General features: G+C 39.0%; 23 protein-coding genes. 15 read left to right on the top strand and 8 right to left on the bottom strand.

Annotation, left to right across the window (positions count from 1 at the left end):
• The first annotated feature begins 6 nt into the window (after positions 1–6).
• The 7 genes from pdhA to MED217_RS03680 all read left to right on the top strand — a co-directional run bounded on the left by pdhA (position 7) and on the right by MED217_RS03680 (position 7634).
• Positions 7–1008 (top strand): pyruvate dehydrogenase (acetyl-transferring) E1 component subunit alpha, encoded by a 1002-nt coding sequence (gene pdhA / locus MED217_RS03650; RefSeq protein ID WP_009779126.1) that lies wholly within the window; start codon positions 7–9, stop codon positions 1006–1008.
• 4 nt (positions 1009–1012) lie between these two features.
• Positions 1013–2692 (top strand): pyruvate dehydrogenase complex dihydrolipoamide acetyltransferase, encoded by a 1680-nt coding sequence (locus MED217_RS03655; RefSeq protein ID WP_009779127.1) that lies wholly within the window; start codon positions 1013–1015, stop codon positions 2690–2692.
• 72 nt (positions 2693–2764) lie between these two features.
• Positions 2765–3817 carry a M28 family metallopeptidase gene (locus MED217_RS03660; RefSeq protein ID WP_009779128.1) on the top strand — a complete coding sequence of 351 codons (1053 nt, stop codon included), beginning with the start codon at positions 2765–2767 and terminating at the stop codon, positions 3815–3817.
• Complete coding sequence (locus tag MED217_RS03665; RefSeq protein WP_009779129.1) at positions 3810–4496, top strand: SDR family NAD(P)-dependent oxidoreductase; 687 nt, start codon at positions 3810–3812, stop codon at positions 4494–4496. The genes MED217_RS03660 and MED217_RS03665 overlap by 8 nt, the downstream gene beginning before the upstream one ends.
• 3 nt (positions 4497–4499) lie before the next feature.
• Positions 4500–5096, top strand: coding sequence for a SprT-like domain-containing protein (locus MED217_RS03670; protein ID WP_009779130.1), 597 nt, complete (start codon positions 4500–4502; stop codon positions 5094–5096).
• Between the two features lie 9 nt (positions 5097–5105).
• Positions 5106–6197: a mannose-1-phosphate guanylyltransferase gene (locus MED217_RS03675; protein ID WP_040532563.1), complete on the top strand. Its 1092-nt coding sequence runs from the start codon at positions 5106–5108 to the stop codon at positions 6195–6197.
• A 6-nt stretch (positions 6198–6203) separates the two neighbouring features.
• Positions 6204–7634 (top strand): DUF389 domain-containing protein, encoded by a 1431-nt coding sequence (locus MED217_RS03680; protein WP_009779132.1) that lies wholly within the window; start codon positions 6204–6206, stop codon positions 7632–7634.
• Here the strand turns inward: MED217_RS03680 and MED217_RS03685 are convergent.
• Both MED217_RS03685 and MED217_RS03690 read right to left on the bottom strand, forming a co-directional pair.
• Positions 7628–8398 (bottom strand): ABC transporter ATP-binding protein, encoded by a 771-nt coding sequence (locus MED217_RS03685; protein WP_009779133.1) that lies wholly within the window; start codon positions 8396–8398, stop codon positions 7628–7630. The genes MED217_RS03680 and MED217_RS03685 overlap by 7 nt on opposite strands.
• Positions 8398–9135 (bottom strand): MlaE family ABC transporter permease, encoded by a 738-nt coding sequence (locus MED217_RS03690; protein WP_009779134.1) that lies wholly within the window; start codon positions 9133–9135, stop codon positions 8398–8400. The genes MED217_RS03685 and MED217_RS03690 overlap by 1 nt, the downstream gene beginning before the upstream one ends.
• A 115-nt stretch (positions 9136–9250) precedes the next feature.
• Between MED217_RS03690 and pafA the strand changes: the two genes are divergently transcribed.
• The 5 genes from pafA to MED217_RS03720 all read left to right on the top strand — a co-directional run bounded on the left by pafA (position 9251) and on the right by MED217_RS03720 (position 17350).
• The gene (gene pafA, locus MED217_RS03695; RefSeq protein ID WP_009779135.1) at positions 9251–10894 is read left to right on the top strand and encodes an alkaline phosphatase PafA; all 1644 of its coding nucleotides are present in this window, start codon (positions 9251–9253) and stop codon (positions 10892–10894) included.
• 429 nt (positions 10895–11323) lie between these two features.
• Complete coding sequence (locus tag MED217_RS03700; RefSeq protein WP_009779136.1) at positions 11324–12373, top strand: BF3164 family lipoprotein; 1050 nt, start codon at positions 11324–11326, stop codon at positions 12371–12373.
• A 120-nt stretch (positions 12374–12493) separates the two neighbouring features.
• Positions 12494–13698, top strand: a protein-coding gene (locus MED217_RS03710; protein WP_154648898.1) for an IS3-like element ISLbl1 family transposase whose coding sequence is annotated in 2 segments (ribosomal slippage) — positions 12494–12773 and positions 12773–13698 — 1206 coding nt in all. Because the reading frame shifts where the segments join, the coding sequence is not laid out codon by codon here.
• Between the two features lie 69 nt (positions 13699–13767).
• Positions 13768–14637: a GLPGLI family protein gene (locus tag MED217_RS18445; protein WP_195891553.1), complete on the top strand. Its 870-nt coding sequence runs from the start codon at positions 13768–13770 to the stop codon at positions 14635–14637.
• A 76-nt stretch (positions 14638–14713) separates the two neighbouring features.
• On the top strand, positions 14714–17350 hold the full coding sequence (locus tag MED217_RS03720; RefSeq protein WP_009779140.1) for a peptidase associated domain and porin domain-containing protein: 2637 nt from the start codon (positions 14714–14716) through the stop codon (positions 17348–17350).
• On the opposite strand, the gene MED217_RS03725 is transcribed toward MED217_RS03720, so the two are convergent.
• Positions 17347–18195 (bottom strand): glycosyltransferase family 2 protein, encoded by an 849-nt coding sequence (locus tag MED217_RS03725; protein WP_009779141.1) that lies wholly within the window; start codon positions 18193–18195, stop codon positions 17347–17349. The two genes, MED217_RS03720 and MED217_RS03725, sit on opposite strands and share 4 nt — an antisense overlap.
• Entirely contained in the window at positions 18192–18713 is a 522-nt protein-coding gene (locus MED217_RS03730) for a class I SAM-dependent methyltransferase (protein ID WP_009779142.1), read from the bottom strand. The genes MED217_RS03725 and MED217_RS03730 overlap by 4 nt, the downstream gene beginning before the upstream one ends.
• A gap of 165 nt (positions 18714–18878) precedes the next feature.
• Between MED217_RS03730 and MED217_RS03735 the strand changes: the two genes are divergently transcribed.
• Both MED217_RS03735 and MED217_RS03740 read left to right on the top strand, forming a co-directional pair.
• Positions 18879–19430, top strand: coding sequence for a sigma-70 family RNA polymerase sigma factor (locus MED217_RS03735; RefSeq protein WP_040533207.1), 552 nt, complete (start codon positions 18879–18881; stop codon positions 19428–19430).
• Between the two features lie 3 nt (positions 19431–19433).
• A complete protein-coding gene (locus MED217_RS03740; RefSeq protein ID WP_009779144.1) occupies positions 19434–19685 on the top strand; it encodes a hypothetical protein in 252 nt (83 codons plus the stop codon).
• Here MED217_RS03740 and MED217_RS03745 read toward each other — a convergent pair.
• Entirely contained in the window at positions 19669–20481 is an 813-nt protein-coding gene (locus MED217_RS03745) for a UbiA prenyltransferase family protein (protein ID WP_009779145.1), read from the bottom strand. The two genes, MED217_RS03740 and MED217_RS03745, sit on opposite strands and share 17 nt — an antisense overlap.
• A 123-nt stretch (positions 20482–20604) precedes the next feature.
• Between MED217_RS03745 and gcvP the strand changes: the two genes are divergently transcribed.
• Positions 20605–23457: an aminomethyl-transferring glycine dehydrogenase gene (gene gcvP, locus MED217_RS03750; RefSeq protein ID WP_009779146.1), complete on the top strand. Its 2853-nt coding sequence runs from the start codon at positions 20605–20607 to the stop codon at positions 23455–23457.
• A 54-nt stretch (positions 23458–23511) separates the two neighbouring features.
• Here the strand turns inward: gcvP and MED217_RS03755 are convergent, their stop codons facing one another.
• The 3 genes from MED217_RS03755 to MED217_RS03765 are packed head-to-tail and all read right to left on the bottom strand — an operon-like array spanning position 23512 to position 24689.
• Positions 23512–23952, bottom strand: a complete 441-nt coding sequence (locus MED217_RS03755; RefSeq protein WP_009779147.1) for a hypothetical protein — start codon at positions 23950–23952, stop codon at positions 23512–23514.
• On the bottom strand, positions 23952–24329 hold the full coding sequence (locus MED217_RS03760; RefSeq protein WP_009779148.1) for a hypothetical protein: 378 nt from the start codon (positions 24327–24329) through the stop codon (positions 23952–23954). Before MED217_RS03760 ends, MED217_RS03755 begins: the two co-directional genes overlap by 1 nt.
• Before the next feature lie 12 nt (positions 24330–24341).
• Positions 24342–24689, bottom strand: coding sequence for a hypothetical protein (locus MED217_RS03765; RefSeq protein ID WP_009779149.1), 348 nt, complete (start codon positions 24687–24689; stop codon positions 24342–24344).
• Positions 24690–24751 lie beyond the last annotated feature (62 nt).

Genomic DNA, 24751 nt, shown 5'->3' on the forward strand with positions numbered 1-24751 from the left:
AATTTAATGAAAGAAATCACAAAAGAGGTATACCTAAACTGGTATGAGGAGATGTCCTTCTGGCGCAAGTTTGAAGATAAACTGGCACAAGTTTATATTCAGCAAAAGGTGCGAGGATTTTTGCATTTGTATAATGGTCAAGAGGCAATACTCGCTGGTGCCCTTCACGCAATGGATCTTACAAAAGATAAGATGATTACGGCTTACCGTAACCATGTGCAGCCAATAGGTATGGGAGAAGATCCTAAACGTGTTATGGCTGAACTCTACGGAAAGAAGACGGGTACTTCTATGGGATTAGGTGGTTCTATGCACATCTTTTCTAAAGAACATCGTTTTTATGGTGGTCACGGTATTGTAGGGGGGCAGATTCCTCTAGGAGCCGGTCTTGCCTTTGGTGATAAATACTTTAAGCGCGATGCGGTAACCTTAACCTTTTTTGGAGACGGTGCTGCGCGTCAAGGTTCGTTGCACGAGACGTTTAACATGGCGATGAACTGGAAACTTCCGGTGGTATTTTGCGTTGAGAACAACGGTTATGCGATGGGGACTTCAGTAAAGCGTACGGCAAACCACGAGGATATCTGGAAGCTTGGTCTTGGTTATGAAATGCCTTGCGGACCAGTAGATGCGATGAATCCTGTGGCTGTGGCAGAAGCTTTTGACGAGGCGATCGCTAGAGCCCGTCGTGGAGATGGGCCAACGTTCTTAGAATTGAAAACCTATCGTTACAGAGGGCACTCAATGAGTGATGCTCAAAAGTATAGAACAAAAGATGAGGTAGCAGAATATCAAAAGATCGATCCGATCACACAAGTGAAGGATATCTTGTTAGAGAAAAAATTTGCTACAGAAGAAGAATTGAAGGCAATTGATAAGCGTGTTAAAAAACGTGTTGCCGAGTGTGAGAAATTTGCTGAAGAAAGTGACTTCCCTGAGAAAGAAGTTATGTATGATGTAGTTTACGAGCAGGAAGATTATCCATTTTTAGCACATAAACCAGAATAATATTATGGCAGAAGTAATTAAGATGCCCCGCCTTAGTGATACAATGGAAGAAGGAACCGTTGCATCTTGGCTAAAGAAAAAAGGTGATAAAGTAGAAGAAGGAGACATCCTTGCAGAGATTGAAACGGACAAAGCGACGATGGAGTTCGAATCATTCTATGAGGGAACGCTACTACATATAGGAATCGAGGAAGGTGAGACAGCAAATGTTGATGCGCTGCTTGCAATAATCGGTGAAGAAGGAGAGGATATTTCTGGTTTGATCGATGGAAGCGCAGATGCAGGATCTGATGCTGAAGAAGAATCTTCAGAGGATGATAGCGCAGAAGATGCTGAGGCTTCAAATGAAGAAGAAAGCGATGATGCTGCTGAAGAAACTTCTGATGATGCTGGTTCAGAAATTCCTGAAGGTGTTGAGGTGGTAACTATGCCACGTCTTAGCGACACGATGGAAGAAGGAACCGTTGCATCTTGGTTAAAAAAAGAAGGTGACAGCGTTGATGAAGGAGATATTCTTGCAGAAATAGAAACCGATAAAGCGACTATGGAGTTTGAGTCGTTTTATAAAGGAACTTTACTTCATATCGGTATTCAAGAAGGAGAAACTGCAAAAGTTGATTCACTACTTGCAATCATTGGTGAAGAAGGAACTGATGTTTCTGGTGTTATTAGCAATTTCAAATCTGGAGGAGCTAAGAAAGAAGCGCCGAAGAAAGAAGAAAAGCCTAAAAAAGAGGCTCCGAAAAAAGAAGAAGCTAAGAAAGAAGCTCCTAAAAAGGAGGCGCCTAAAAAGGAAGAATCAAAACCGGCAAAAAATACTTCATCTAGTGATGGTCGTATTTTTGCTTCGCCATTGGCTAAAAAACTGGCTGAGGAAAAGGGTATTGATCTGGCAAAAGTTCCGGGAAGTGGAGAGAATGGTCGCGTAGTGCGCAAAGATATTGAGAACTATACTCCGGCAGCTTCGGGAGCAGGTGTGCAGCAATTTGTTGCAACAGGTGAAGAAAGCTATGAGGATGTAAATAATTCTCAAATGCGTAAGGCGATTGCCAAGTCTCTTGGTAAATCAAAATTCACCGCACCGCATTACTACTTGAATGTAGAGTTTGATATGGAAAACATGATTGCTTTCCGCAGTCAGTTTAACCAGCTTCCGGATACTAAAGTGTCATATAACGATATGATTATTAAAGCGGTTTCTATCGCTTTAAAACAGCATCCTCAAGTAAACTCGCAATGGTTTGACGATAAGATGCGTTTAAATAATCACGTGCATATTGGTGTGGCAGTTGCTGTGCCAGACGGACTTGTAGTTCCTGTTGTTGAATTTGCAAATGAGAAGTCTTTACAGCAAATCAATGCTGAAGTAAAAGAGCTTGCAGGTAAAGCACGTAACAAAAAACTAAAGCCGGAAGAAATGCAAGGAAGTACCTTTACCATTTCTAACCTGGGAATGTTTGGTATTACAAACTTTACTTCGATCATCAATCAGCCTAACTCAGCGATCTTATCAGTAGGATCGATCATTGAGAAGCCGGTGGTGAAAGATGGTAAAATTGTAGTTGGTAACACAATGACCTTGTCTATGGCTTGTGATCACCGTACTATTGATGGTGCCACAGGTGCTCAGTTTTTACAAACATTGAAAACCTATATCGAGAATCCGGTATTGATGTTGGCTTAATTTAAGCAGCATTTTAAAAATAGATAACTTAAAAACCCATCAACATTTGATGGGTTTTTTTATATTGAACGTATGAAAAGAATTTTTTTAAGTCTGGTATATTGTACAGTATTGGCCTGCGGAAGCACTGCTGATGTACGTCAAGTTGATGCAGGAGCTGCCGCAGAAGCTTCAGAAGGTTATACGGTCTCAAATGAGCCGGCAGAAACCATCAAATCAACGGTAGCGCCTGATCCTGCTTCGGTTGCATTTCAAAAGCACGTTGACGCTTCAGCTATCAAACGACATATCGAATTTTTAGCTTCTGACGCCCTTGCCGGTAGAAAAACAGGCACAGATGGCATAGAAGAGGCAGCGACCTATATTATTAAAGAATTTCAGCAAGCTGGTGTAAAGCCTTACTTCACTTCGTATAGGGATAAGTTTGATGCAAAAGGTGTCGACGGTTACAATGTGGTTGGGATGCTTGAAGGAACTGATGCTGACTTGAAAAAGGAATTTATTGTGATCGGTGCACATTATGATCACATTGGTACGGCGAATGCTGACGGTGAAGACACTATTGCCAATGGAGCTAATGATAATGCTTCAGGAACTTCAGCTGTTATAGAATTGGCTAAGTATTTTGCTAAGGCAAAAACCAATAAGCGTAGTATTATCTTTGCGCTTTTTTCTGCGGAAGAACTGGGGCTGTTAGGATCAGCACATTTGGCTGAACGTCTTAAAACGACGAGCATCAATCCGTATGTAATGTTCAACATAGAAATGATAGGTGTGCCGATGACCGATAAAGATTATACGGTTTATCTTACCGGATATGAGAATAGCAATATGGCCCAAAAATTTAATGGGTATGCAGGGGCCAAAGTAATGGGCTTTCTGCCGCAGGCAAAACAATTCAATCTGTTTAAGCGCAGCGATAATTATGCATTTTATGCGCAATTTAAAATTCCGGCGCAGACGGTTTCAACCTTCGATTTTACCAACTTTGACCATTATCATAAAGTAGGTGATGAGGCAGCTGCTATGAATTTTGATCACGTGGCTAAGGTTGTGAATCAGTTGATTCCGGGAGTAGAAGGAATGACTAACAGTGCGACTCACGAAATACTTTGGAATGAGTAAGAATATAATAATCACAGGAACAAGTAGAGGGATTGGTTTTGAAATGGCCAGACAATTTGCTGCCGAAGGACATCAGGTTTTAGCCTTGTCGCGCAACGAGAAGCCGTTGAAAGAATTAGGAGTCGACAATATTCATTCCATTTCATTTGACATCACTAAAGCTGAAGATTTGAATAAAATATCGGCTTTTGTCAAGGCTGAATGGGAGGGTTTTGTTGATGTTTTGATACACAATGCCGGTGCATTAGTCAGCAAGCCTTTTGAGGAGCTTTCTCAAGCAGATTTTGAACAAGTATATGCTGTAAATGTATTTGGGGTCGCGACTTTAACTCAGGCTATATTACCCTTTATGAAGCCAGGTGGTCACGTGGTTACTGTGAGTAGTATGGGAGGCATTCAAGGCAGCGTGAAATTTGCAGGGCTAGCTGCGTACAGTTCGAGTAAAGGTGCTGTGATCACTTTAAGCGAATTGCTTGCTGAAGAGTATAAAGAACAGGGAATTGCCTTTAATGTTTTGGCGTTGGGAGCTGTGCAGACCGAAATGCTAGAAGAAGCTTTTCCTGGATACCAAGCACCACTTTCGGCTGAAGAAATGGCGGCATATATTAAGAATTTTGCGTTGACAGCAAACAAATTTTATAACGGAAAAGTTTTGCAGGTTTCGGCGTCTACGCCATAAACGATGAAGAATATCTTAGGCAAATACATACCAGAGCAAGCGGTTGACCCTGTTTTTGAGTTGATCAAAAATTTTGGCGTTCATCTAAAGATCGTAGATGAACGTGTCACGCGTCACGGAGATTATAGAAGGTTGCCTGGTGGCGGACATCAAATCACGGTGAATACCAATTTGAATTCCTATCGTTTTTTGATAACTTTAATTCATGAGATCGCCCATTTAGTAGCCTTCGTGAAATTTGGTAACCGAATAAAGCCGCACGGTAAAGAATGGAAATATACCTTTCAAAATTTAATGCTGCCATTTATTAGGCCCGAGATCTTTCCGAAGCAACTCTTGCCGGTTATCGCCAATCATTTTAAAAACCCTAAAGCGAGTAGCGATACCGATGCGCAATTATCATTAGCGCTTAAGCAATTTGACCCACCCAACGATAAAAGCTATATATTTGAAATTCCGCGGGGTAGTCTTTTTAAATTATATAACGGAAAAGTTTTTCAAAAAGGAGAACGTAGAATCAAACGTTATGAATGTGTAGAGACCGCCACGGGAAAAGTTTATTTATTTCAACCTAACGCAGAGGTCGAACTTTTAACTTAATAACACCAGATGACAAACAAAAACTACTATGCAATTATTATGGCCGGGGGAGTTGGTTCCCGATTTTGGCCACTGAGTAAAGCAAGTTATCCCAAGCAGTTTCACGATATTTTAGGAGCAGGAGAGACTTTAATACAACGTACTTTTGGGCGTTTGTCTCAAACCGTGCCTTCAGACAATGTTCTGGTGCTGACGAATGAGAACTATAAAGGACTGGTGAACGAGCAGTTGCCTAAGGTTAAAGATGAAAATATCGTCTTAGAGCCTGCAATGCGTAATACAGCTCCGTGTATTTTACTAGCGGCTTTAAAAATTTATAAGGCGAATCCTGATGGTGTGATGATCGTCGCTCCCAGTGATCATTGGATCGAAGATGAGCAGGCTTTTTTAGCAGATTTAAACACTGCTTTTGAAGCTTGTGCTGCTGATGATTCTGAAGAAAAATTGTTGGTTACTTTGGGTATCGAACCAACCTTCCCACATACAGGTTATGGGTATATTCAATATACAGCTGGAGACGATGCTGTAAAAGGAGTTAAGGCTTTTAAAGAGAAGCCCGATTATGAAACTGCGAAGCAATTTTTAGCAGAAGGAAATTATTCTTGGAATGCCGGTATTTTTATCTGGAGTGCCAGAGCTATTATCGAAGCTTTCGAAAAATACCTTCCTGAGATGTACGCCTTATTCAATTCTGGTTTTGAAGCGCTAAATACAGATTCAGAACAGCAATTTATTGTTGATAATTACGCTAAAGCCGAGAACATCAGTATCGATTATGGTATTCTTGAAAAAAGCGGTCACGTTGGGGTAATTCCTGCAACATTTGACTGGAGTGATCTGGGTGCTTGGGGTGCCTTATATGACAACTTAGAAAAGGATAGTGAGGACAATGTAGTCGTAAATGCCAAAACGGTAATACGCGATTCAGAAGGCAATCTCATTCGTTCTGAAAAAGGAAAAGTTGTTGTTATTGAAGGTTTAAAAGATTATATCGTAGTAGATAGTAATGAGGTTCTTGTAATTATGCCAAAGGCTAAAGAACAAGATGTGAAAATTATACGTGCTGAAGTTGAAAAGAAATTTGGTTCAGACCTCGTTTAAGCGTGAATGGAAGAGCAAAATAAGATAGCGCAGGACGAGAAAGTTTCGAATGAAGCAGTCAAGAGAGATGCGAAAACGCTTTGGTATAGTGTACGTACTTTTTTGTCTGAATTACTCGATATACGAAGTGATACCGATCGGGATTCGACAATAGAAGCTGTCAAAAAGGATATTTCATTTAAAGGGCACAACGCCTGGATTTTGATCTTTTCCATATTTGTAGCGTCCATAGGTTTAAACGTAAGCAGTACTGCCGTAGTGATCGGGGCGATGCTTATTTCTCCGCTAATGGGACCTATCGTGGGTATCGGACTTTCTCTTGCGATTAATGATATTGAAACGCTCAAACGCTCTTTGATCAACTTAGCGGTGATGATCGTGCTCAGCGTACTTACAGCAACACTTTATTTTGCTGTTTCCCCTATTTCTGAATTGACTCCGGAACTCGAAGCCCGAACGTATCCAACCATTTTAGATGTTTTGGTAGCTATTTTTGGTGGTTTGGCACTCATTGTAGCTAAAACCAAAAAAGGGACCATTGCGAGTGTGATTTTTGGTGTGGCTATCGCCACGGCCTTGATGCCTCCTTTGTGTACCGTAGGCTACGGACTAGCAATGGGAGAATGGCAGTACTATGCGGGAGCCTTTTATCTCTTTTCGATCAATGCGGTGTTTATTGCACTTTCGACATTTTTGGTAGCTAAATTTTTACGCTTCCCGATGGTGAAATATGCCAATTCTAAGCGCAGAAGATTTGTTACTCAAATGGCTTCGTTGATCGCATTGGTTGTGATGATTCCCAGTCTCTATTTGTTTTACATACTTTACAAAGAGCAGGTGTTTACTTCAGCAACTAAAGATTATGTGACTCGGGTAATCCGCTATGAGGGTGCTGAAGTTGTGAAGTTTTCACAAGATTATAAAGCCAAGCGTATCGATGTGTATCTCATTGGGGCATTGGTCCCAAAAGCTAAAATTCAGGAGTGGTACAATCAGTTGACAGAGGAGGTTTCTTTGGCAGATGTAAGTCTTAAAATACATCAGGGTTCTGATCAATCATCGCAAATGGCAGAGCAGCTTTCAAGCGCTGTAAAGTCGGGTATTCTTGAAGATCTCTATGTCAATAATCAGCAGGCATTGGCAGATAAGAATTCGCAAATTCAGTTGCTGGAAGATGAGATCAACAGACTTAAAGCTTCGGCTTTGCCTTTTCAAAGCTTGAGCGAAGAGGTGCACATTAATTATGAGAACATTGCACGTTTTGGTTTTTCGAATACGATAAATACCAATTTTGAAGAAGCAGATACTATTCCCACATTTCTCATAGAATGGAAGCCGTCACTTTCAGAAAATGCTAAGCGTAGAGAAGAGTTGAAACTGCGTGCATGGTTAAAAGTTAAGTACGATCTAGATACGCTTTCTATAGCGCGCTATTGATTTTCTTTAATAACCGCTTCGCGTACTTTTTTAAACAAGTCTGAAGAATATACAAAGTTGGTCACATCATCATTATCAGCCTTAAATATGGTTTCTTTAGAACCTTCCCAGGCAAGATGTCCTTTTTGTAGAAAAACGATCTTTTCACCAATTTCCATCACCGAGTTCATGTCGTGCGTATTGATGATGGTCGTGATCTCATACTCGTGTGTGATCTCTTGAATGAGGTTGTCAATGAGTGTTGCGGTACGTGGATCTAAACCAGAGTTTGGTTCATCACAAAACAAATACTTTGGGTTGTTTACAATGGCGCGCGCAATCGCAACACGCTTTTGCATTCCTCCTGAAATTTCTGACGGAAGCTTATTATTAGCATTGATTAAGTTTACCCGTTTGATTACTTCATTGGCACGTTCTCGGCGTTCTGCTTTACGTTGTTTGGTAAACATCTTTAGCGGAAACATAATGTTTTCTTCAACCGTCATCGAGTCAAACAAAGCGCTGCCTTGAAAAACCATTCCCATTTGCTCGCGTAACGTGCGTTGCTTTTCTGAAGATAATTCAGAGTACGCTTGACCATCATATAAAATTTTACCTTCCGTAGGTCTGAAGAGCCCTAAAAGACATTTTAAAAATACGGTTTTACCAGAACCACTCTGACCAATAATCAAGTTGGTTTTTCCTTTTTCAAATGTGGTAGAGATTCCTTTTAAGACTAATTCATCTCCGCCAAATCCTTTCTTTAATTCTTTAACTTCGATCATTAGCTTAGGAGTAATTGGGTGATTAGATAATTTGAAAGAATGATGAATACACTCGTCCATACAAAGGATGTGGTACTTGCTTTACCTACTTCAAGCGCACCACCTTTCATATAATATCCAAAATATGATGGGATAGTGGCCAATAGAATTGCAAAAACAAAAGTTTTTATAAACGCATAAACCAGCTGAAAGGGAACAAAATCTTCTTGTAAACCTTGAATAAATTGATCTCCGGTAGCAAAACCACCTAAAACTGCCGCGGTGTATCCGCCGAGAATTCCTAAAAACATAGCAATTGCGATCACAAACGGATAGAACAACATCGCGATTATTTTAGGAAAAACCAGATAATTGAGGGAGTTGATCCCCATAACTTCTAAAGCATCAATCTGCTCGGTAACACGCATCGTACCTATGCTGGAGGTAATAAAAGAGCTCACTTTACCTGCCATAATGATAGAAATGAATGTTGGAGCAAATTCTAAGATTATAGATTGTCTTGATGCAAAACCTATGAGTGATTTAGGAAGAATTGGGTTATCCATATTCAGTGCAGTTTGAATTGCGACCACACCACCCACAAAAAAGGAGATGAAACACACAATACCCAAAGAGCCTATGATAAGGTCGTCGATCTCTTTAAGAACTAAATTACGTAGAACAGATGTTTTGGTGGGCTTGATAAAAACACCCTTAAGCATCATAAAATAAAGACCTATCTCTTTCAGGTATCCCATAGTTATTTTTTCAGGTCTAAAAATAGCAAAAATAGGCGGGATGCATATTTAAGATTAACTTAAACTTACATCTTGCCTCTTATGCTTTAGCTTTGTGTGTCTAAAAATTTAACTAATGAATTTATTACCCTTAAAGTCGCTGGCGCTTGGTTTTGTCGCTTTAGCCGGTACTGTATCATTTGCTCAAGAAGCTTCGCAAAAGCCTAAACTTGTTGTAGGTATTGTGGTTGACCAAATGCGCTACGACTATCTTACACGATTTGAAAATCAATATGGAGAAGATGGTTTTAAACGCCTCCAGAATGAAGGTTTTGATTGCCGAAACAACCACTATAATTATATGCCCACCAAAACGGCACCCGGGCATACTTCGATTTACACGGGAACTACTCCGCAAAATCATGGGATCATTTCAAACAGTTGGTACAATAAATTTGAGAAAAAGGATGTGTATTGTGCCGAAGATACCACTGTAGCTTCTGTTGGGACAACCGATGTTGGTCCCGGGCAAATGTCTCCACGACGTATGCGCACTTCTACCATCACAGATCAAAACAGATTGCACACTCAAATGCGCGGAAAAACTATCGGTATTTCTATTAAAGATCGTGGTGCGATTCTTCCGGCAGGACACACTGCAAATGGCGCCTATTGGTTTCAGGGAGGTGACGAAGGCGTTTTTATCACGAGCACTTATTATATGGATGAATTGCCAAAATGGGTAAAAAATTTCAATAAGAAAAAGCCGGCTAAGGCTTATATGAAGGATTGGGATACGTATAAACCAATTAAAACCTACATAGAAAGTGGTGAAGATCTTAATGCTTATGAAGGAGGTTTTAGAGGAAAGGAAACAGCAACATTTCCTTATGACTTAAAGAAATTAGGAAAAGAGAATGGTGGTTATAGCATATTGAAAACAACGCCTTACGGAAACTCGATCACTACAGATTTTGCACTTGCTGCTCTAGACGGCGAAGATCTTGGCCAAGATGCGGATACCGATTTCCTAGCAGTAAGTTACAGCTGTACCGATTATGTTGGACACAATTTTGGAGTAAATTCTAAAGAGGTTGAAGATACCTATGTGCGTCTGGATCTAGAGATCGCAAAACTCTTAGAGGCATTAGATAAAAAAGTGGGCAAAGGAAATTACTCCGTATTTTTAACGGCTGATCACGCGGCGGTTCACGTTCCTTCTTTTTTAAGTGATAACAAGATTCCTTCTGGCTATTTTGATATGCGCAGTTTTAGAAAGGAATTGGAGGCTTTTATTCAGCAGAAATATGGTCGTGATGATTTGATCGAAGATATTTCTAACGATCAGGTGTTTTTTAGATATACCGTGCTGGCTGATGAAAGTATCGATGCCGAAGCTTTACAGAAAGACATAAAGCATTTTGCACTTCAGCATAAAAACATCAGCAAAGTGTATACGCGCGCTCAAATGGAGCAGGGATCTTACGATAGCGGTGTAGCTGCTTTGGTACAAAAAGGTTTTGATCAAGAGCGCAGTGGTGATGTGTTTTTTATTCTTGATCCGGGCTATTTAACCGGTGGTCCTACAGGTTCTTCTCACGGAACACCGTACAGTTATGACACCCATGTGCCTCTGTTATTCTATGGAAACGGAATTAAAAATGGTCATACATTTGAGCAAACGGTAATCACTGATATTGCTCCAACCGTGGCTGCACTTTTAGGAATTCAAGACCCTAACGGCACAACCGGAACAGTGGTTTCTGAAGTGTTGAAATAGGGAAATACCTGAAATGGATGAAAATTCCCGCTGATAATTAACTATTTTAACAATATGTTAACATTATTAATTATAATTCATAATTCATAATATTGTTTATTGTTAACATTTAAAATATTAATTACGAGGTATTTAAACATGAAAAATACTATAATAGCATTAATATTGCTATTTAGTTTCACAATTGCCAGCGCTTTAACTGTTTTCACTGAGCGTACAGCGCATAATTGTTCATATACTGGAGAAGATACTGATCGCTGTACAGCTAGTGAGGCTTATAGAAATGTCATTGTCTTGAGATGTAGATCTGGTAAAACATCTTGCTATTATGATTCACCAACCTTAACGCCATTTGACGATTAGTGTTAGTTTGGTATTTACAGTCTAGAACATTTCTAATACTTTAGAAGTGCTTTTTAATTTTAGAGTATGAGATTTTTTTTAGTGTTTGTGTTTATCCAATTTTATCCGTGTCATTCTCAGAAAAGTTCTCTAGATGCATTGTCTACTACTTTTGCAAAGTTTCCAGTTAATAAATCAATTGAACTTGATGAGTTCTTTTCTATAGGCGATTTTTCTGTAGATCGATTCAATATTTATAATGACTCCTTATTAGTCATAAAAATAGCTAATGAATCAAATAACCTTATTAAGTACGATTTGGTTACTCAAAAAGCTATAGGGGAATTTGTGAAGTCGGGTAGAAAATCAGATGAAGTATTAGGCTTTATGAGGTATGATTATTATGCAAATGATATTTGGATTTATGATATTGTAAAAAGTGGTCTTATGATATATAAGTACTCAACATTATATGACAGTAGTTTTAAACAATCTCGATTTTACAAATTACCTGATAATTACTATGATGTACAACTGCTTGATAGTAATACGTTTTTAACAAGTGGTAATTATAATTCTCCCTATTGGCTTGAAGAAATCAATTTACTAAGCGGTACAGTAGAAAAGCAGTATGTGCCTTACTCAGAAACCTGGCCAGATCAGTCCGTGACAAAAGCGGAGAAAACTGCTTATGAGAGTTTTTTATATGTAAAACCGGATAAGTCTAAGGCTGTTTTAGCTTCACGATATGCAGATCGCATACAATTAGTTAATCTGTCTGATGGCAGTTATAAAGTAATAAAAGGGCCTGAAAATTTTGAACCTGATTTAATTGTGATGAAAGGCTATGATGACGCAAACATAAGCGCAAGGGGGAACGATACGAGATATGCTTTTGTAAGAGGTAAAACAACCAATGAATATATATACCTTTTATATTCAGGTAACAACCATGAGGGGATAAATCGCTCATACGGGAGGTATATTTATAAATACGATTGGGATGGAAATCCTATAGAGCGTTTAGAATTACCGGAGTATTCCCGTGACTTTGCAGTGACTAGTGATGATCGTATAATTTATACATATGATCCTAAAGATAAAATGATTAAAAAAGGGAAGTTAGACCTAGACTAACATTTTACTTTTTAGGTTAAAAAAAAATACTGTCAAACCCTTAAATGTTTAGATTAGACAATAATATAATTCCATATGGAATTACTACATTAGACTGGACATAGAGTTGAATGAATATTATTGCAAGTTGTTAACTTAGCAATCATGAGACGTAAAGCCAAACATTACACTTTAGAGTTTAAGCAAAAAGCAGTAGAATTAAGTTACGCCAAAGGCAGTGTAGCACAGGTTTGTGAGGACCTGGATATCTTACCTGCTGTTCTTTACCGGTGGCGTAAAGAGCAAAAGAATTATGGTAAAAATAGTTTTCCCGGCCGTGGTAACCCTAAAATGACCGATCAACAAAAAGAGATAGCCCGTTTAAAGAAACAGCTCAAAGAAGCCGAATTAGAACGTGATATCTTAAAAAAGGCGATTGGCATCTTCTCCGCGAGCGACAAGAAAAATACAGGTTCATAAAACAGCATCGTATGAAATTTCCTGTTGAGAAGATGTGCACTATGTTAGCCGTGAGTAAAAGCGGTTATTACCACTGGTTGAAATCTGGTCCTAGCACCCTTTGGAAAGAAAATCAGAAGCTCTCTTCATTAATCAAAGATATATTTGAAGATAGTCACCAAAGCTATGGAGCTCCTAGAATAAAGGCTGAATTGAAAGCTTTGGGCTTTAAGGTATCAAAGCCTCGGGTAGCCCGTATAATGAAGGCAAACTATTTATACGCTAAGAGGAAGCGTAAGTTTAAAGCCACCACCGATAGTAACCATAAATATCCCATAGCACCAAACTTGTTGAACCAATGCTTTAATGTAGCCAGGGCTAATCAAGTATGGGTAAGCGATATTACCTATGTTCAGACCAATCAGGGTTGGAGTTACCTAACAGTGATCATTGATCTATTCAATAGAAAAGTTATAGGATGGGCTTTAAGTGATACCCTAAATACTGAGGATACTGTTATAAAAGCTTGGCAGATGGCTATTAAAAATACCACACTAACACAACCTTTGATATTCCATTCAGACCAAGGTATCCAATATGCCAGCCAAAGATTTACTAATCTACTTAAAAGCTATAATGACCTGGTAAAACAATCGATGAGTAGAAAAGGTAATTGCTGGGACAATGCCGTAGCTGAATCCTTTTTTAAATCTCTGAAAGTAGAATGGGTATATTGGCATAAATACAAGCTTAAATCACAGGCAGAGTTATCTATCTTTCAGTGGATAGAAACCTGGTACAATACCAGAAGAAGACATTCCTACTTAGGAAACAGAACTATTAAAGAATTTGAAATAGATATGTATAATCAAAAACTAGCAGCATAGTCACTCAACTTAAAGTCCAGTTTTTTGTTGCAAGTCCAATATTAATATAACCGTATGACAATGAATAGAATGAGTAAGTGTTTACTGAATGTAATTATGTCTCTGGGAATGATATTTAGTTTTTTAGGTCGAGTAAGCGGACAGGAAAAAACGATACTAAACGTGGTATACGAATTTAAACATGTGCGTGATCTTGCCAATCCTGAACCTCCTTATGTAGCAGATATGGTACTGTCCCTCGCTAAAAATACGAGCCGGTACACAACCATTTACGTTTATAACAATAATAAACCTGCATTACTAGCCCAGCAAGAACAGTTGCAAAGCACTGCGTCTTCTTCTGCAACTACCGTTGTAGGAGGCTTGGGTTTACTGGTGAATAATGGAGGCGTGTTTTTACGCGAAGAAACCTTAAAAGACCTAAAAGAACAAGCGCTAACACAGTACACCTTTTTAGGTAATAAAACCTACTTATTGAACAGTAAGATACCAGACATAAATTGGAAGATTACAAAAGACAAAAAAGAACTTGGAGGCTATAGCTGTCAAAAAGCTTTAGGTGATTATGCTGGTCGTACCTACGAAGCCTGGTTTACCACAGATTTACCTTTTCAAAATGGACCTTGGAAACTGGGAGGATTACCGGGTTTGATTCTGGAGGCACGGGATTTAAAAGAAGAAGTACAATTTATTCTTAAAGAAATAACACGCAATACAGATCCTGAAGAAACTACAGAGACTTTTCAATTATATCCACAGTTGGCAATACCTGTTAACGCTAAAGAATTAAATAGGTTAGAACATTCATTTATTAAAGATCCTATTGGCGTTTTAAATGCAGTTTTTCCAGACACCCAGGTTGCGATAATGAATATGGAAGATCCCGGTAACCGTTCTCTTGATAAGATAGAAGAATACAATCCTTTAGAATTAGACTAATATTTTACGACAAGGCTATATCATAAAACTTTTTAAGAGAATTGTTCTCCATTTTTCCTTTTATGGGATTTTTTTTATGGGATTTACGGTAATGTCTCAAAATAGATCAATAACCGGGACGGTCACCGGTGAAAATTCTGAGAGGCTTGATAGAGCAAGTGTTACTTTAGTTTCAAATGATTCTGGTGATATTCTAGCCTATACCATTTCAGATGATCAGGGCTATTTTGAGCTGGTGCTTCCCGTATTAAATGGTGAATCGCAAATCTTTTTAGAAGTGAATTATTTAGGTTTTAAGACCCAACAAATAGAACTGGCTGATGCTAAGGATGAGTATCGCTTTGTTCTGGAGCCTGATGCTACTGCATTAGATGAAATCGTTATAAAGAATAGACCGGTAGTTAAACGTAGTGGCGATACTTTAAAATACAGAGTTTCTAGTTTTCAGAAGGCAGAAGATCGTAGTATAGGGGATGTGTTAAAGCGTATGCCGGGAGTACAAGTGGGTGATGACGGTGCGATTTATTTTAATGGAGAGAAAGTTTCAAATCTTTATATTCAGGGTGATGACCTAATGGATGGCAGATATGGTCCCGCGACTAAGGCAATACGCAAAGAGGATATTCAAGGGGTAGATGTCATTCAAAACCATCAGCCCATCAAGGTGCTTCAAGAAAAGGTGCTCACAGAAAAGGTAGCAATGAACCTTGTTCTGAAGGACGAGAATAGTATGGCGGTTTCTACAAAAGCAGATATTGCCGCCGGGGCGCCGGGGCTTTATGATCTTTCAATTACACCTATACTACTCAATAAACGTATAAAAATGCTCAATACGGTAGCGATTAATAATGCGGCGGTTGATTACCGGGCAGATTTTAAACGATTGGGCGATGCAGACTTACGTTCTGATATCAGTCAGGACCCTGCTTCTTATTCTTTATCACTGGGTACGGTAGGCGCACCAGATGTACCTTTATCAACCTATTATTTCAATAAATCTAAAGTTGTTAATCTAAATAACCTGTATACTACAGATAGCGGCTTACAACTTAAATTAAATGTACAGGCGTTTACTGATACAAATGTGTTGAGCTATAACAGTAGGGTTGCAAATTTTACTGCGACAGATACGCTATCCTATTCTGAAGATCAACGCATTACCCAAAGACCTTTTTTGTTTAATAGCACGTTGAACATTCTGAAAAACAAAGAAACCAGTTTCTTTCAGAATAAGTTGAGCTTTAATGTTGATCAAAAAAATAGTGATGCAGGCATAGTTTCTAATCGCCAAAACTTTGCTCAGGAACTCCACCAAAAATCCTGGATGTTTTCTAATGATTTTAACTGGATACCTCAGTTAAAAAATGAAGGGGTGTTTGAGGTTCGCTGGTTATCCCAATACAGTACGAATGATAAAAAACTGAGTATAGGAAATGGTTATAATTCTGAAATTCCCGGATTTATGGGGATGAATGATGAGGTTAATCAATCTTTTAGATTACCCACATTTAATTCAAATGCTTATGTGTCCTACATAAAAGGAAGTAAAGTTGTTAAGCAACAATATCAATTAGGCTATTTGATAGAAAGTCAGCGTTTAGAAAGTGGTTTGAGTTTTAGGAATAATGATCAGGTTCAAGAGTTTCAAATGGATTCCGGGAACAATCTACAGTGGTTGAGGCAGCAAGTTTATTTCAAACCATCCTATCAGTTTGCTACTACAAATTTTGAAGCTTCATTAAATGTACCTGTAATATTTCAGACACTTTCTTATCAGGATAAAGCTTATGAACTGGATAAAAAAAAGACAGACTTTTTTATCAATCCTGAACTCAGCGTAAAGTATAAAATAGCTGCTGAAGAAGAACTAACAGCGCGTTATGCATATGGAAAAACCTTTGGAAACATCACGCAAGTTTTTAGAGGCGCTGTTTTACGCAATTACCGGTTTTTAGAATCAAATGAGGCAGATTTGCAGGAAACCCGGAGACAGTCGTATGGCCTCAATTATAAATTTGAAAAGTCTGTTGCACTGTTGTTTTTAAATGCAGGATTGTCTTACGAGAAAAGTCAAACAAATTCAATATTGAGTTATACCATTGAAGATGATATACAGACCATTGTCAGTTTACCCCTAAGTAACGAGACGAAGACGTATAGTGCAAATTTGAGTTTCAGTAAATATGTGTTTGCGCTAAGAAACGTGCTTTCTTTCAAATCTGGGTATAATTATTCAATCTTTAATAGACTAATTAATGATGAATTAGTCCCTTTTACAAATAACTCATTTGTCTTTTCAACACAGTTCAATAAAAAGTTCTTTAAGAAATTGACTTTCACTTACAGACCACGCTTAATTTTTAGTACAACTAAAGTAAACGAGGGATCTAGTGACAACTTAAATTATCAAACTTTTAGAGTAGATCAGGAAGGGGGTTTGAATATTCAACCTTTTCAAGGTTTTCAGCTAGGAATTGATTTAAAGCACAGTTATATGGATCAGGGCGAGCAGGAGGCGCTGCAATACTTGTTTTGTGATCTAAATTTGAAATATGCCTTAGCAAAAAAGGATGTCGATATCAGCTTAGCGCTAAATAATATATTTAATACTAAAGATTATCAGTTGTACGCTGTAAACGAGAATCAGCTACTGTCTAGTTCATACACGCTTCGTGGGGCTATGGCACTACTCAGGGTAGAGTGGTTTTTTTAGAATAATTTCTGCTTGATTTTACTCCAGCGGAGCTTTCTTATAAAAGCACCTTCATCTTGGGTAACCAAATACGGAAGGTGTTTTTTTTGTGCCTTAAAATAGCCATTGAGGTAGTTTTTAAAGAGCTTGAAGCTTTTCTTTCTAAACGCCAACTTACCTGATGCGATTGCAGTTAGCGCAAGTCCGTAACGCATTCCGTAGAAGGCCTCGCCTTGCTTGTATTTTGCTTTTGCAGAATAGGTGTGTCCGGTAGGTTTTAGGTGTTTTACCTGCAGCGCTTCATTGGTAGCAACTGCCCAGCCGTGATATTGTGCCAGCAATTCGTCTAAGGTATCCCAGCCCATCGCTGTTTTGAGTCCGCCAATGGCTTCAAAACAATCTTTTCTGTAACTTTTAAGCGCGCCGCGTATGTGATCTTTATTGGTTAGGTTCTCGAGTTCCCAAGAGCCGTTGCGTTCTACATAGCAAAAACCACCGTACATCCCCAGATTTTGATTTTGTTGAAAAGCCTTAATGACGGTTTCTAAATAGTTTTCAGGAAAAATCAAATCTGCATCGAATTTGCACAAAATGTCATAATCAGCATCTAAGCGCTCCAAACCGTAATTAAATGCCTGCACGACTTTGCTTCCGGGTAAATGTGCAGCTTCAGAAGACTTCTGTATCAGTTGAATGGAAGGATTCTTTTCAGCATACTCAAGAACGACCTCAGGAGTTTGATCGGTGCTTCCATCATCAACAATGACTATTTTTTCTGCTGAAAAACGTTGCGCCAGAAGCGAGTCTAAGGTTTTGCCTATTAGTGCAGCCTCGTTATACGCCGGTATGATGATTACTAGTTTCATTTTCGCTCTGCGTAAATAAGGTAATAGCGCGGGGTAAAAAGCCTGAGTAACGGTCTAAAGCCTATTTTTTTTACCGGATGTGTGAATTTTTCCCGCTTTTTGATCTCCCAACCTGACTTTTCTAAAAGCCAGTCAAACTGCCAATCTTCAAACTCGTGATAATGACGATCCCAAGCGTCAGTTTTACTTTGGTAGGCCGGCGAAAACCACAATTTAAGCGGAATACTCGCCACAAGCTTATCGGCTTCAATAGCTTTTAAAACATTAAAAGGTGCTAGCAGATGTTCAAAGATTTCAAAGGCAGTAACAGCATCAACAGTTGTGTTTTTTACAGCGGTGGTGTCAAGATCCAGATCTTCTCCAGAGGTGTTTTGAACCGAATATCCTTCAGTCTTCATAATTTCAGAAAAAGGATTTTCAACTCCCAAATCAAGGATTTTAGCTTCTTTGGGCAGCACTTCTTTTAAGAAGCGCGCGGTAATTGCGTAGCGTTTGTTGGGAAAAGTTTTTTCGTACACCGTTTTTAGTTTACTTGATAAAGCAGCAAATGTAACAGATTAGGTTGAGTTATAATGAAGGTATAAATCTTCATGATGTTGCTATTGGCTAAAATAATTTTACTTTTAAACTGCTATTTAGAATTACGTAAATTTGCGGCTTGTTATTTAACTGACTTACCAATTATGGCAAACCACCAGCTCGATCCCCAAAAATGGGTGGATAAATACTCAGATTACCTCTACAATTACACGATTGTAAAGGTGAACGATAAGGAGGTGGCCGAAGATATAATTTCAGAAACCTTTTTAGCAGGTTTAAAGTCAATGAAAAACTTTAAAGGAGAAGCCAGCGAGCGTACATGGCTGATTTCTATTTTAAAACGTAAAATAATTGACTATTATCGCAAAATAAATTCTAACAAGGGCAAGGCAGAGGTTCGTATGAACTATTCAAACGATGAAGAAGCAGGCGACTGGTTAGAAGAACGTGTTGCAGATCCTTTTGATCGTACCGCCGAAGATGATCTTGAAAATACCGAATTGGGTGTTGCGATCTATGCGTGTCTGGGCAAATTGCCAGAAAAACAGGCAGCTATCTTTAGAAAAAAAACGATAGAAGGCCAGGATACTGAAACTATTTGTAAAGAATTTGATATTACGCCGTCTAATTTGTGGGTAATCATTCACAGAGCCCGTACGGCGCTAGCAAGCTGTCTTGAAGAAAATTGGTTATAAAAGATGAAACTATTTGTAGATTGTAAAAAAGCAGGACACTTATGTGACAAAGGTCAATATGAGGATGCTTCTTTTTTTGAAAAGCTTAGCGTGCGTATGCACGTGATGATGTGCAAGCAATGCGCCAAGTACTCAGAGCGCAACGCAAAGCTTACCAAACTTTTGAAAGATTCTAAGTGTAAGCAAATGCCAGAAGAATGCAAGAAGCGCATACGTGAAGAGTTAGCACGTGAACTTGCTAAAAAGCCAGAATAAAAATTGCCCATAAGATCGGGATTCCTTCCACAAAGAACGAAGCATAGTAAGAAGATTGCTTCGTGCTCGATTTTAGAATTGCAAAGGCTGTGATCAATAAAATACAGTACTGTACAATGCTGTAAGCAGAGAAGGTTTCAGTTTTTAAAACTTCCAGAATAACACACCCTAATACCATTGATAAACCAAATAGCTTGGTTTTTTTTATGCCTAATACTTGCGGTAAAGTTCCCAGCGCGGCTGAGTCATAGGTAAGATCGCGTATCTCAAAAGGGATGATCAAAGCCAGAACCAGCATAAAGCGTTGTGCAAGCATCAGGTAGAATTCGGTTGTAAACGCAGATGCCTCATACACTACCGGTAAATACACAGAAACACCGGCCCATACTACGGCAATGATGAAAATTTTCAGTGTGGGTAAGGTTCTTAAGTTGGTGTTATTCGGTAAAAAAGGGACTGCATAAAGAGCTGTCAAGAGAGCCAGCGGAGCGCAGGAAAGCCAAAATTCCAAATCAAATTGAAACGCAAAATAGGCTAAGGCTAAAATGCAAACGAATGAAAATAGTTGAATCACCTTAAGCCTTTTGGTGAGGTTGCGATGATGTAATCCTGCTACCGAAGCATATTTAACAAAGTTGTAGCCGGTAATTGTACCTAAAAAGATAAAGGCGTTGAAGTTAAAATCGAGACTCAGCTCAAGTTCTTTTTCGGTTACAAAAACAAGAGAAAGCACAGCAAAAGCCACGTGAATACTGCTGTTGATGTAAAAATCAAAAAGCCCCTTAAGGTGTTTCATCAGGTAAAGATAGGGTATGTGTTAATAAGTGCTTTAAGTGGTTAAAAAAGTAGGAGGTATATCGATGAAAATATATATCTGAAATTGTACTTTTGCGCCATTCTAAACACACATAAATTGCATATGAGAACAGATGTTTTTTCACTAAGACACATTGGTCCAAGACCTGAGGAGAAAGAGGAGATGTTAAAAGCGATCGGGGCAGAAACTATAGATCAATTGATCTATGAGACCTTACCTGATGGAATTAAATTGAAAAAAGCCCTTGATTTGGAGCCGGCGCTTAGTGAGTATGAGTATGCCACGCACATCAATGCTTTGGCCAATAAAAACAAACTGTTTAAAACCTACATTGGTTTAGGATACCACGAGTCTAAAATCCCTGCGGTTATTCAGCGTAATATTTTAGAGAATCCGGGTTGGTACACAGCCTACACGCCGTATCAAGCGGAGATTGCTCAAGGTCGTCTTGAAGCTTTATTGAACTTCCAGACAATGATTAGTGATCTGACCGGGATGGAACTTGCTAATGCCTCATTACTTGATGAGTCTACCGCAGCGGCAGAGGCGATGACGCTACTCGCAGCAGTTCGCAGCCGAGCTCAGAAAAAGAACGAAGTGGTTAAATTCTTTGTTGATAAAGAAGTTTTACCACAAACCTTATCTGTATTAGAAACACGAGCGCTTCCGGTAGGTGTAGAGTTGGTAATAGGTAATCCGCAAGAATTTGACTTTAGTTCAGAATTCTTTGGAGCCTTGTTACAATACCCTTCAGCATCAGGTGAAGTTCACGATTATGCCGGATTTATTGCTAAAGCTAAAGAAGCAGATATCAAAGTTGCTGTTGCGGCAGATATTATGAGCTTGGTGCTTTTAGAATCACCGGGGCATTTAGGCGCAGATGTTGTGGTTGGTACTACCCAGCGTTTCGGAATTCCGTTAGGATACGGTGGGCCGCACGCTGCTTATTTTGCGACACGTGAGGAATATAAAAGAAATATCCCGGGGCGTATCATTGGGGTGACCAAAGATCGCAATGGAGACCGTGCGTTACGTATGGCGCTTCAAACCCGAGAGCAACATATCAAGCGCGATAAAGCGACTTCAAACATTTGTACAGCTCAAGTACTTCTTGCTGTTATGGCAGGGATGTATGGGGTGTATCACGGACCAAAAGGTCTTGAATATATCGCGACCAAAATTCAACGTACTGCAGCAACCCTTGCCGATGCGTTAGAAAATTTAGGATTGTATCAGCTGAATTCTGCTTATTTTGATACCATTCGAGTAAAAACAGATGCGGCAACAGTGCGCAAGTATGCAGAAGCAAATGAGATCAACTTCTACTATCCGGATGCTGAAACCGTTTCAATTGCGGTAAACGAAGCGACAAGCCTTTCTGATCTTAATAAAGTTATTTCCGTTTTTGCTGAAGCTTTAGGTAAAGAATTCACGCATTTAGAAGCTTTGGTTGACGAGATTACGATCCCGGAAGCTTTAGGTCGTAAAACAGAATTTATGACCAACGAGGTGTTTAACAGCTATCATTCTGAAACGGAGTTGATGCGTTACATCAAGCGTTTAGAGCGTAAAGATCTTTCGTTAAATCACAGTATGATCTCGTTAGGATCGTGTACGATGAAGCTGAATGCTGCTGCCGAAATGCTTCCGCTAAGTGATGCGCGTTGGGGCGGAATTCACCCGTTTGTGCCGGTAGAACAAGCCGAAGGATATCAAACGGTTCTTAAAAAATTAGAAGATCAACTAACCGAAATTACCGGTTTTGCAGGAACAAGTCTTCAGCCTAATTCCGGAGCGCAAGGAGAATATGCAGGATTGATGGTGATTAAAGCCTACCACGAAAGTAGAAATGATCATCATAGAAATATTTGCTTAATTCCATCTTCTGCACACGGGACAAACCCTGCAAGTGCCGTGATGGCCGGGATGCAGGTAGTAGTAACCAAAGCTACTGAAGCAGGAAACATCGACGTTGACGATCTTCGTGAAAAAGCTGAAAAATATAAAGATAACCTTGCTGCCTTGATGGTGACTTATCCATCAACACACGGAGTTTATGAAAGCGCGATTCAAGAAATTACTTCGATCATTCACGAGAATGGTGGTCAGGTGTATATGGATGGTGCCAATATGAATGCGCAGGTTGGTTTGACCAATCCAGGGAAAATTGGTGCCGATGTTTGTCACCTTAACTTGCATAAAACCTTTGCAATTCCTCACGGTGGTGGTGGACCAGGCGTAGGACCTATTTGTGTGGCAGAGCAGCTGGTTCCGTTTTTACCAACGAACCCGGTGATCAAGACCGGAGGCGAACAAGCGATTTCTGCGATTTCTGCAGCACCTTGGGGATCTTCTTTAGTGTGTTTGATCAGTTATGCCTACATCAAAATGCTAGGCGCAGACGGACTGAAACAATCTACGGAAGCTGCCATTCTAAATGCCAACTATATCAAAGAGCGTTTAAAAGGTGCTTTTGAAGTATTGTATTCTGGTGAAAAAGGACGTGCGGCTCACGAGATGATCATCGATTGTCGTCCATTTAAAGATAATGGGATCGAGGTGGTTGATATCGCTAAGCGTTTAATTGATTACGGTTTTCATTCGCCTACGGTATCTTTCCCGGTTGCAGGAACAATGATGATCGAGCCTACAGAGAGTGAAAGCAAGCAGGAGTTAGATCGTTTTTGTGATGCAATGATCAGTATTAGAAAAGAGATCGATCAGGCAACTGCAGATAATGATAATAACGTGCTTAAAAATGCACCGCACACGATGCATATGTTGACTGCTGAAACTTGGGATTTACCGTATACGCGCCAGCAAGCGGCTTATCCGCTGGAGTATGTTGCAGATAACAAATTCTGGCCTTCTGTACGTCGAGTAGATGATGCTTACGGGGACCGAAACCTAATCTGTACCTGTGCTCCAATTGAAGAATATATGGAAGAAGCGTAGTCTTCTAAAACATAAATTAAAAAGCGCCATTCATAACGAGTGGCGCTTTTTTGTTTACAGCAGATCATCATCTAAATACAGTCCAAAAGGAATACAGATAACGAGTGCTGGTAAAGAGCCCATTACAAAACAATAAAGAGGAGAGGCCCACAGCATTGTCAAGTTTTCTGAAAAGTGTTCAGGATTTATAGAGCAATCATAAATGAAATAAGGGATGTCGAAAATCAACGAGAAGACGAGTAATGACAGGAATGTATAGGCCAATCCCATCAGTTTAGGATTTCGGCCTCGGCGAATTGATTTTAAGCAAAAAGCACTCGTACCGATACTAACCAAATAATTCAACATGCAGGCTATTAAAAAGAAGTAAATTATTTTGCTATCAAATACAGTTTTTATTGAATCAAATAAAAAGTGCATCATAGCCAAAAATGAAATAAGAGCAAACGTGCCTAGTAAAATACCTCCTTTGATGGCTTTGGATTCAAGTCTCATTATTCAACAGTATTTAAATGTTGTCTGGATTTTTTTCTTCCTCTAAAGAATAAAAAGATATTAAAGAAGAGTATCAAGCCTAAATAGATTGTAAAACCACCAATCTTTGAGCTTAGAACTTCGGCTAGATTTTGATAGGTGTTATCAAAACCATAGTCTTGGATTTCCATAATGAGCAAAGCAAACCCAATATTCAAAAGATAGAATCCTACCTTAAAAAGTCGGTTAGTAGCAAGGGCGATTTCCTCTTTCCCTTTAAAAATATCTATCATAAATAACCTTCCATTGGTGAACAGGATATTAGATACAAAAAGCGTTAGGGTGATTGTAATGGGTAAATAGATGAGGTAACCGATTAGAATTTTTGAAGTTTCCATAAGTAAGTGATTTTAAGAATTAAATAGTTTATTAAATAAATGTGTAATAAAGTAGATGTTGAAATAGTGAAGTGTGGCCAGCAGAAAAAGTAAGAAGCCTATATACTTGCTTAGTTCGTGTATGATATCAATCGGACTCGTGATCTTAGGCCAACCACTGATAGTCACAATTACAAACCCAATGTTAATGAGGTAATAGCCTGCAAGTAGAAGTTTGTTAGTGCGATCTGTAAGGTTATGGTCTTGAACTACATTGAAAATAAATGCTCTTCCATTGGTGTAGCATACTTTTCCTATATAATAGATGACGCCAATCATTAAAATGAGGTAAACAGCATATGTGAATAAATTATAGTTCATATCATTATTTTTAAACTTTCAGAAAATATTGAAATATATAATTGTGAATGTTTCTGGAAAAT

It is taken from the genome of Leeuwenhoekiella blandensis MED217, assembly GCF_000152985.1.
In the GTDB taxonomy this organism is placed as follows: Bacteria; Bacteroidota; Bacteroidia; order Flavobacteriales; family Flavobacteriaceae; genus Leeuwenhoekiella; species Leeuwenhoekiella blandensis.

Excerpts from the sequence above, each read along its gene's own strand:
- pdhA (WP_009779126.1), top strand. The coding sequence starts at position 7 with ATGAAAGAAATCACAAAAGAGGTATACCTAAACTGGTATGAGGAGATG.
- MED217_RS03655 (WP_009779127.1), top strand. The coding sequence starts at position 1,013 with ATGGCAGAAGTAATTAAGATGCCCCGCCTTAGTGATACAATGGAAGAA.
- MED217_RS03660 (WP_009779128.1), top strand. The coding sequence starts at position 2,765 with ATGAAAAGAATTTTTTTAAGTCTGGTATATTGTACAGTATTGGCCTGC.
- MED217_RS03665 (WP_009779129.1), top strand. The coding sequence starts at position 3,810 with ATGAGTAAGAATATAATAATCACAGGAACAAGTAGAGGGATTGGTTTT.
- MED217_RS03670 (WP_009779130.1), top strand. The coding sequence starts at position 4,500 with ATGAAGAATATCTTAGGCAAATACATACCAGAGCAAGCGGTTGACCCT.
- MED217_RS03675 (WP_040532563.1), top strand. The coding sequence starts at position 5,106 with ATGACAAACAAAAACTACTATGCAATTATTATGGCCGGGGGAGTTGGT.
- MED217_RS03680 (WP_009779132.1), top strand. The coding sequence starts at position 6,204 with ATGGAAGAGCAAAATAAGATAGCGCAGGACGAGAAAGTTTCGAATGAA.
- MED217_RS03685 (WP_009779133.1), bottom strand. The coding sequence starts at position 8,398 with ATGATCGAAGTTAAAGAATTAAAGAAAGGATTTGGCGGAGATGAATTA.
- MED217_RS03690 (WP_009779134.1), bottom strand. The coding sequence starts at position 9,135 with ATGGGATACCTGAAAGAGATAGGTCTTTATTTTATGATGCTTAAGGGT.
- pafA (WP_009779135.1), top strand. The coding sequence starts at position 9,251 with ATGAATTTATTACCCTTAAAGTCGCTGGCGCTTGGTTTTGTCGCTTTA.
- MED217_RS03700 (WP_009779136.1), top strand. The coding sequence starts at position 11,324 with ATGAGATTTTTTTTAGTGTTTGTGTTTATCCAATTTTATCCGTGTCAT.
- MED217_RS18445 (WP_195891553.1), top strand. The coding sequence starts at position 13,768 with ATGAGTAAGTGTTTACTGAATGTAATTATGTCTCTGGGAATGATATTT.
- MED217_RS03720 (WP_009779140.1), top strand. The coding sequence starts at position 14,714 with ATGGGATTTACGGTAATGTCTCAAAATAGATCAATAACCGGGACGGTC.
- MED217_RS03725 (WP_009779141.1), bottom strand. The coding sequence starts at position 18,195 with ATGAAACTAGTAATCATCATACCGGCGTATAACGAGGCTGCACTAATA.
- MED217_RS03735 (WP_040533207.1), top strand. The coding sequence starts at position 18,879 with ATGGCAAACCACCAGCTCGATCCCCAAAAATGGGTGGATAAATACTCA.
- MED217_RS03740 (WP_009779144.1), top strand. The coding sequence starts at position 19,434 with ATGAAACTATTTGTAGATTGTAAAAAAGCAGGACACTTATGTGACAAA.
- MED217_RS03745 (WP_009779145.1), bottom strand. The coding sequence starts at position 20,481 with ATGAAACACCTTAAGGGGCTTTTTGATTTTTACATCAACAGCAGTATT.
- gcvP (WP_009779146.1), top strand. The coding sequence starts at position 20,605 with ATGAGAACAGATGTTTTTTCACTAAGACACATTGGTCCAAGACCTGAG.
- MED217_RS03755 (WP_009779147.1), bottom strand. The coding sequence starts at position 23,952 with ATGAGACTTGAATCCAAAGCCATCAAAGGAGGTATTTTACTAGGCACG.
- MED217_RS03760 (WP_009779148.1), bottom strand. The coding sequence starts at position 24,329 with ATGGAAACTTCAAAAATTCTAATCGGTTACCTCATCTATTTACCCATT.
- MED217_RS03765 (WP_009779149.1), bottom strand. The coding sequence starts at position 24,689 with ATGAACTATAATTTATTCACATATGCTGTTTACCTCATTTTAATGATT.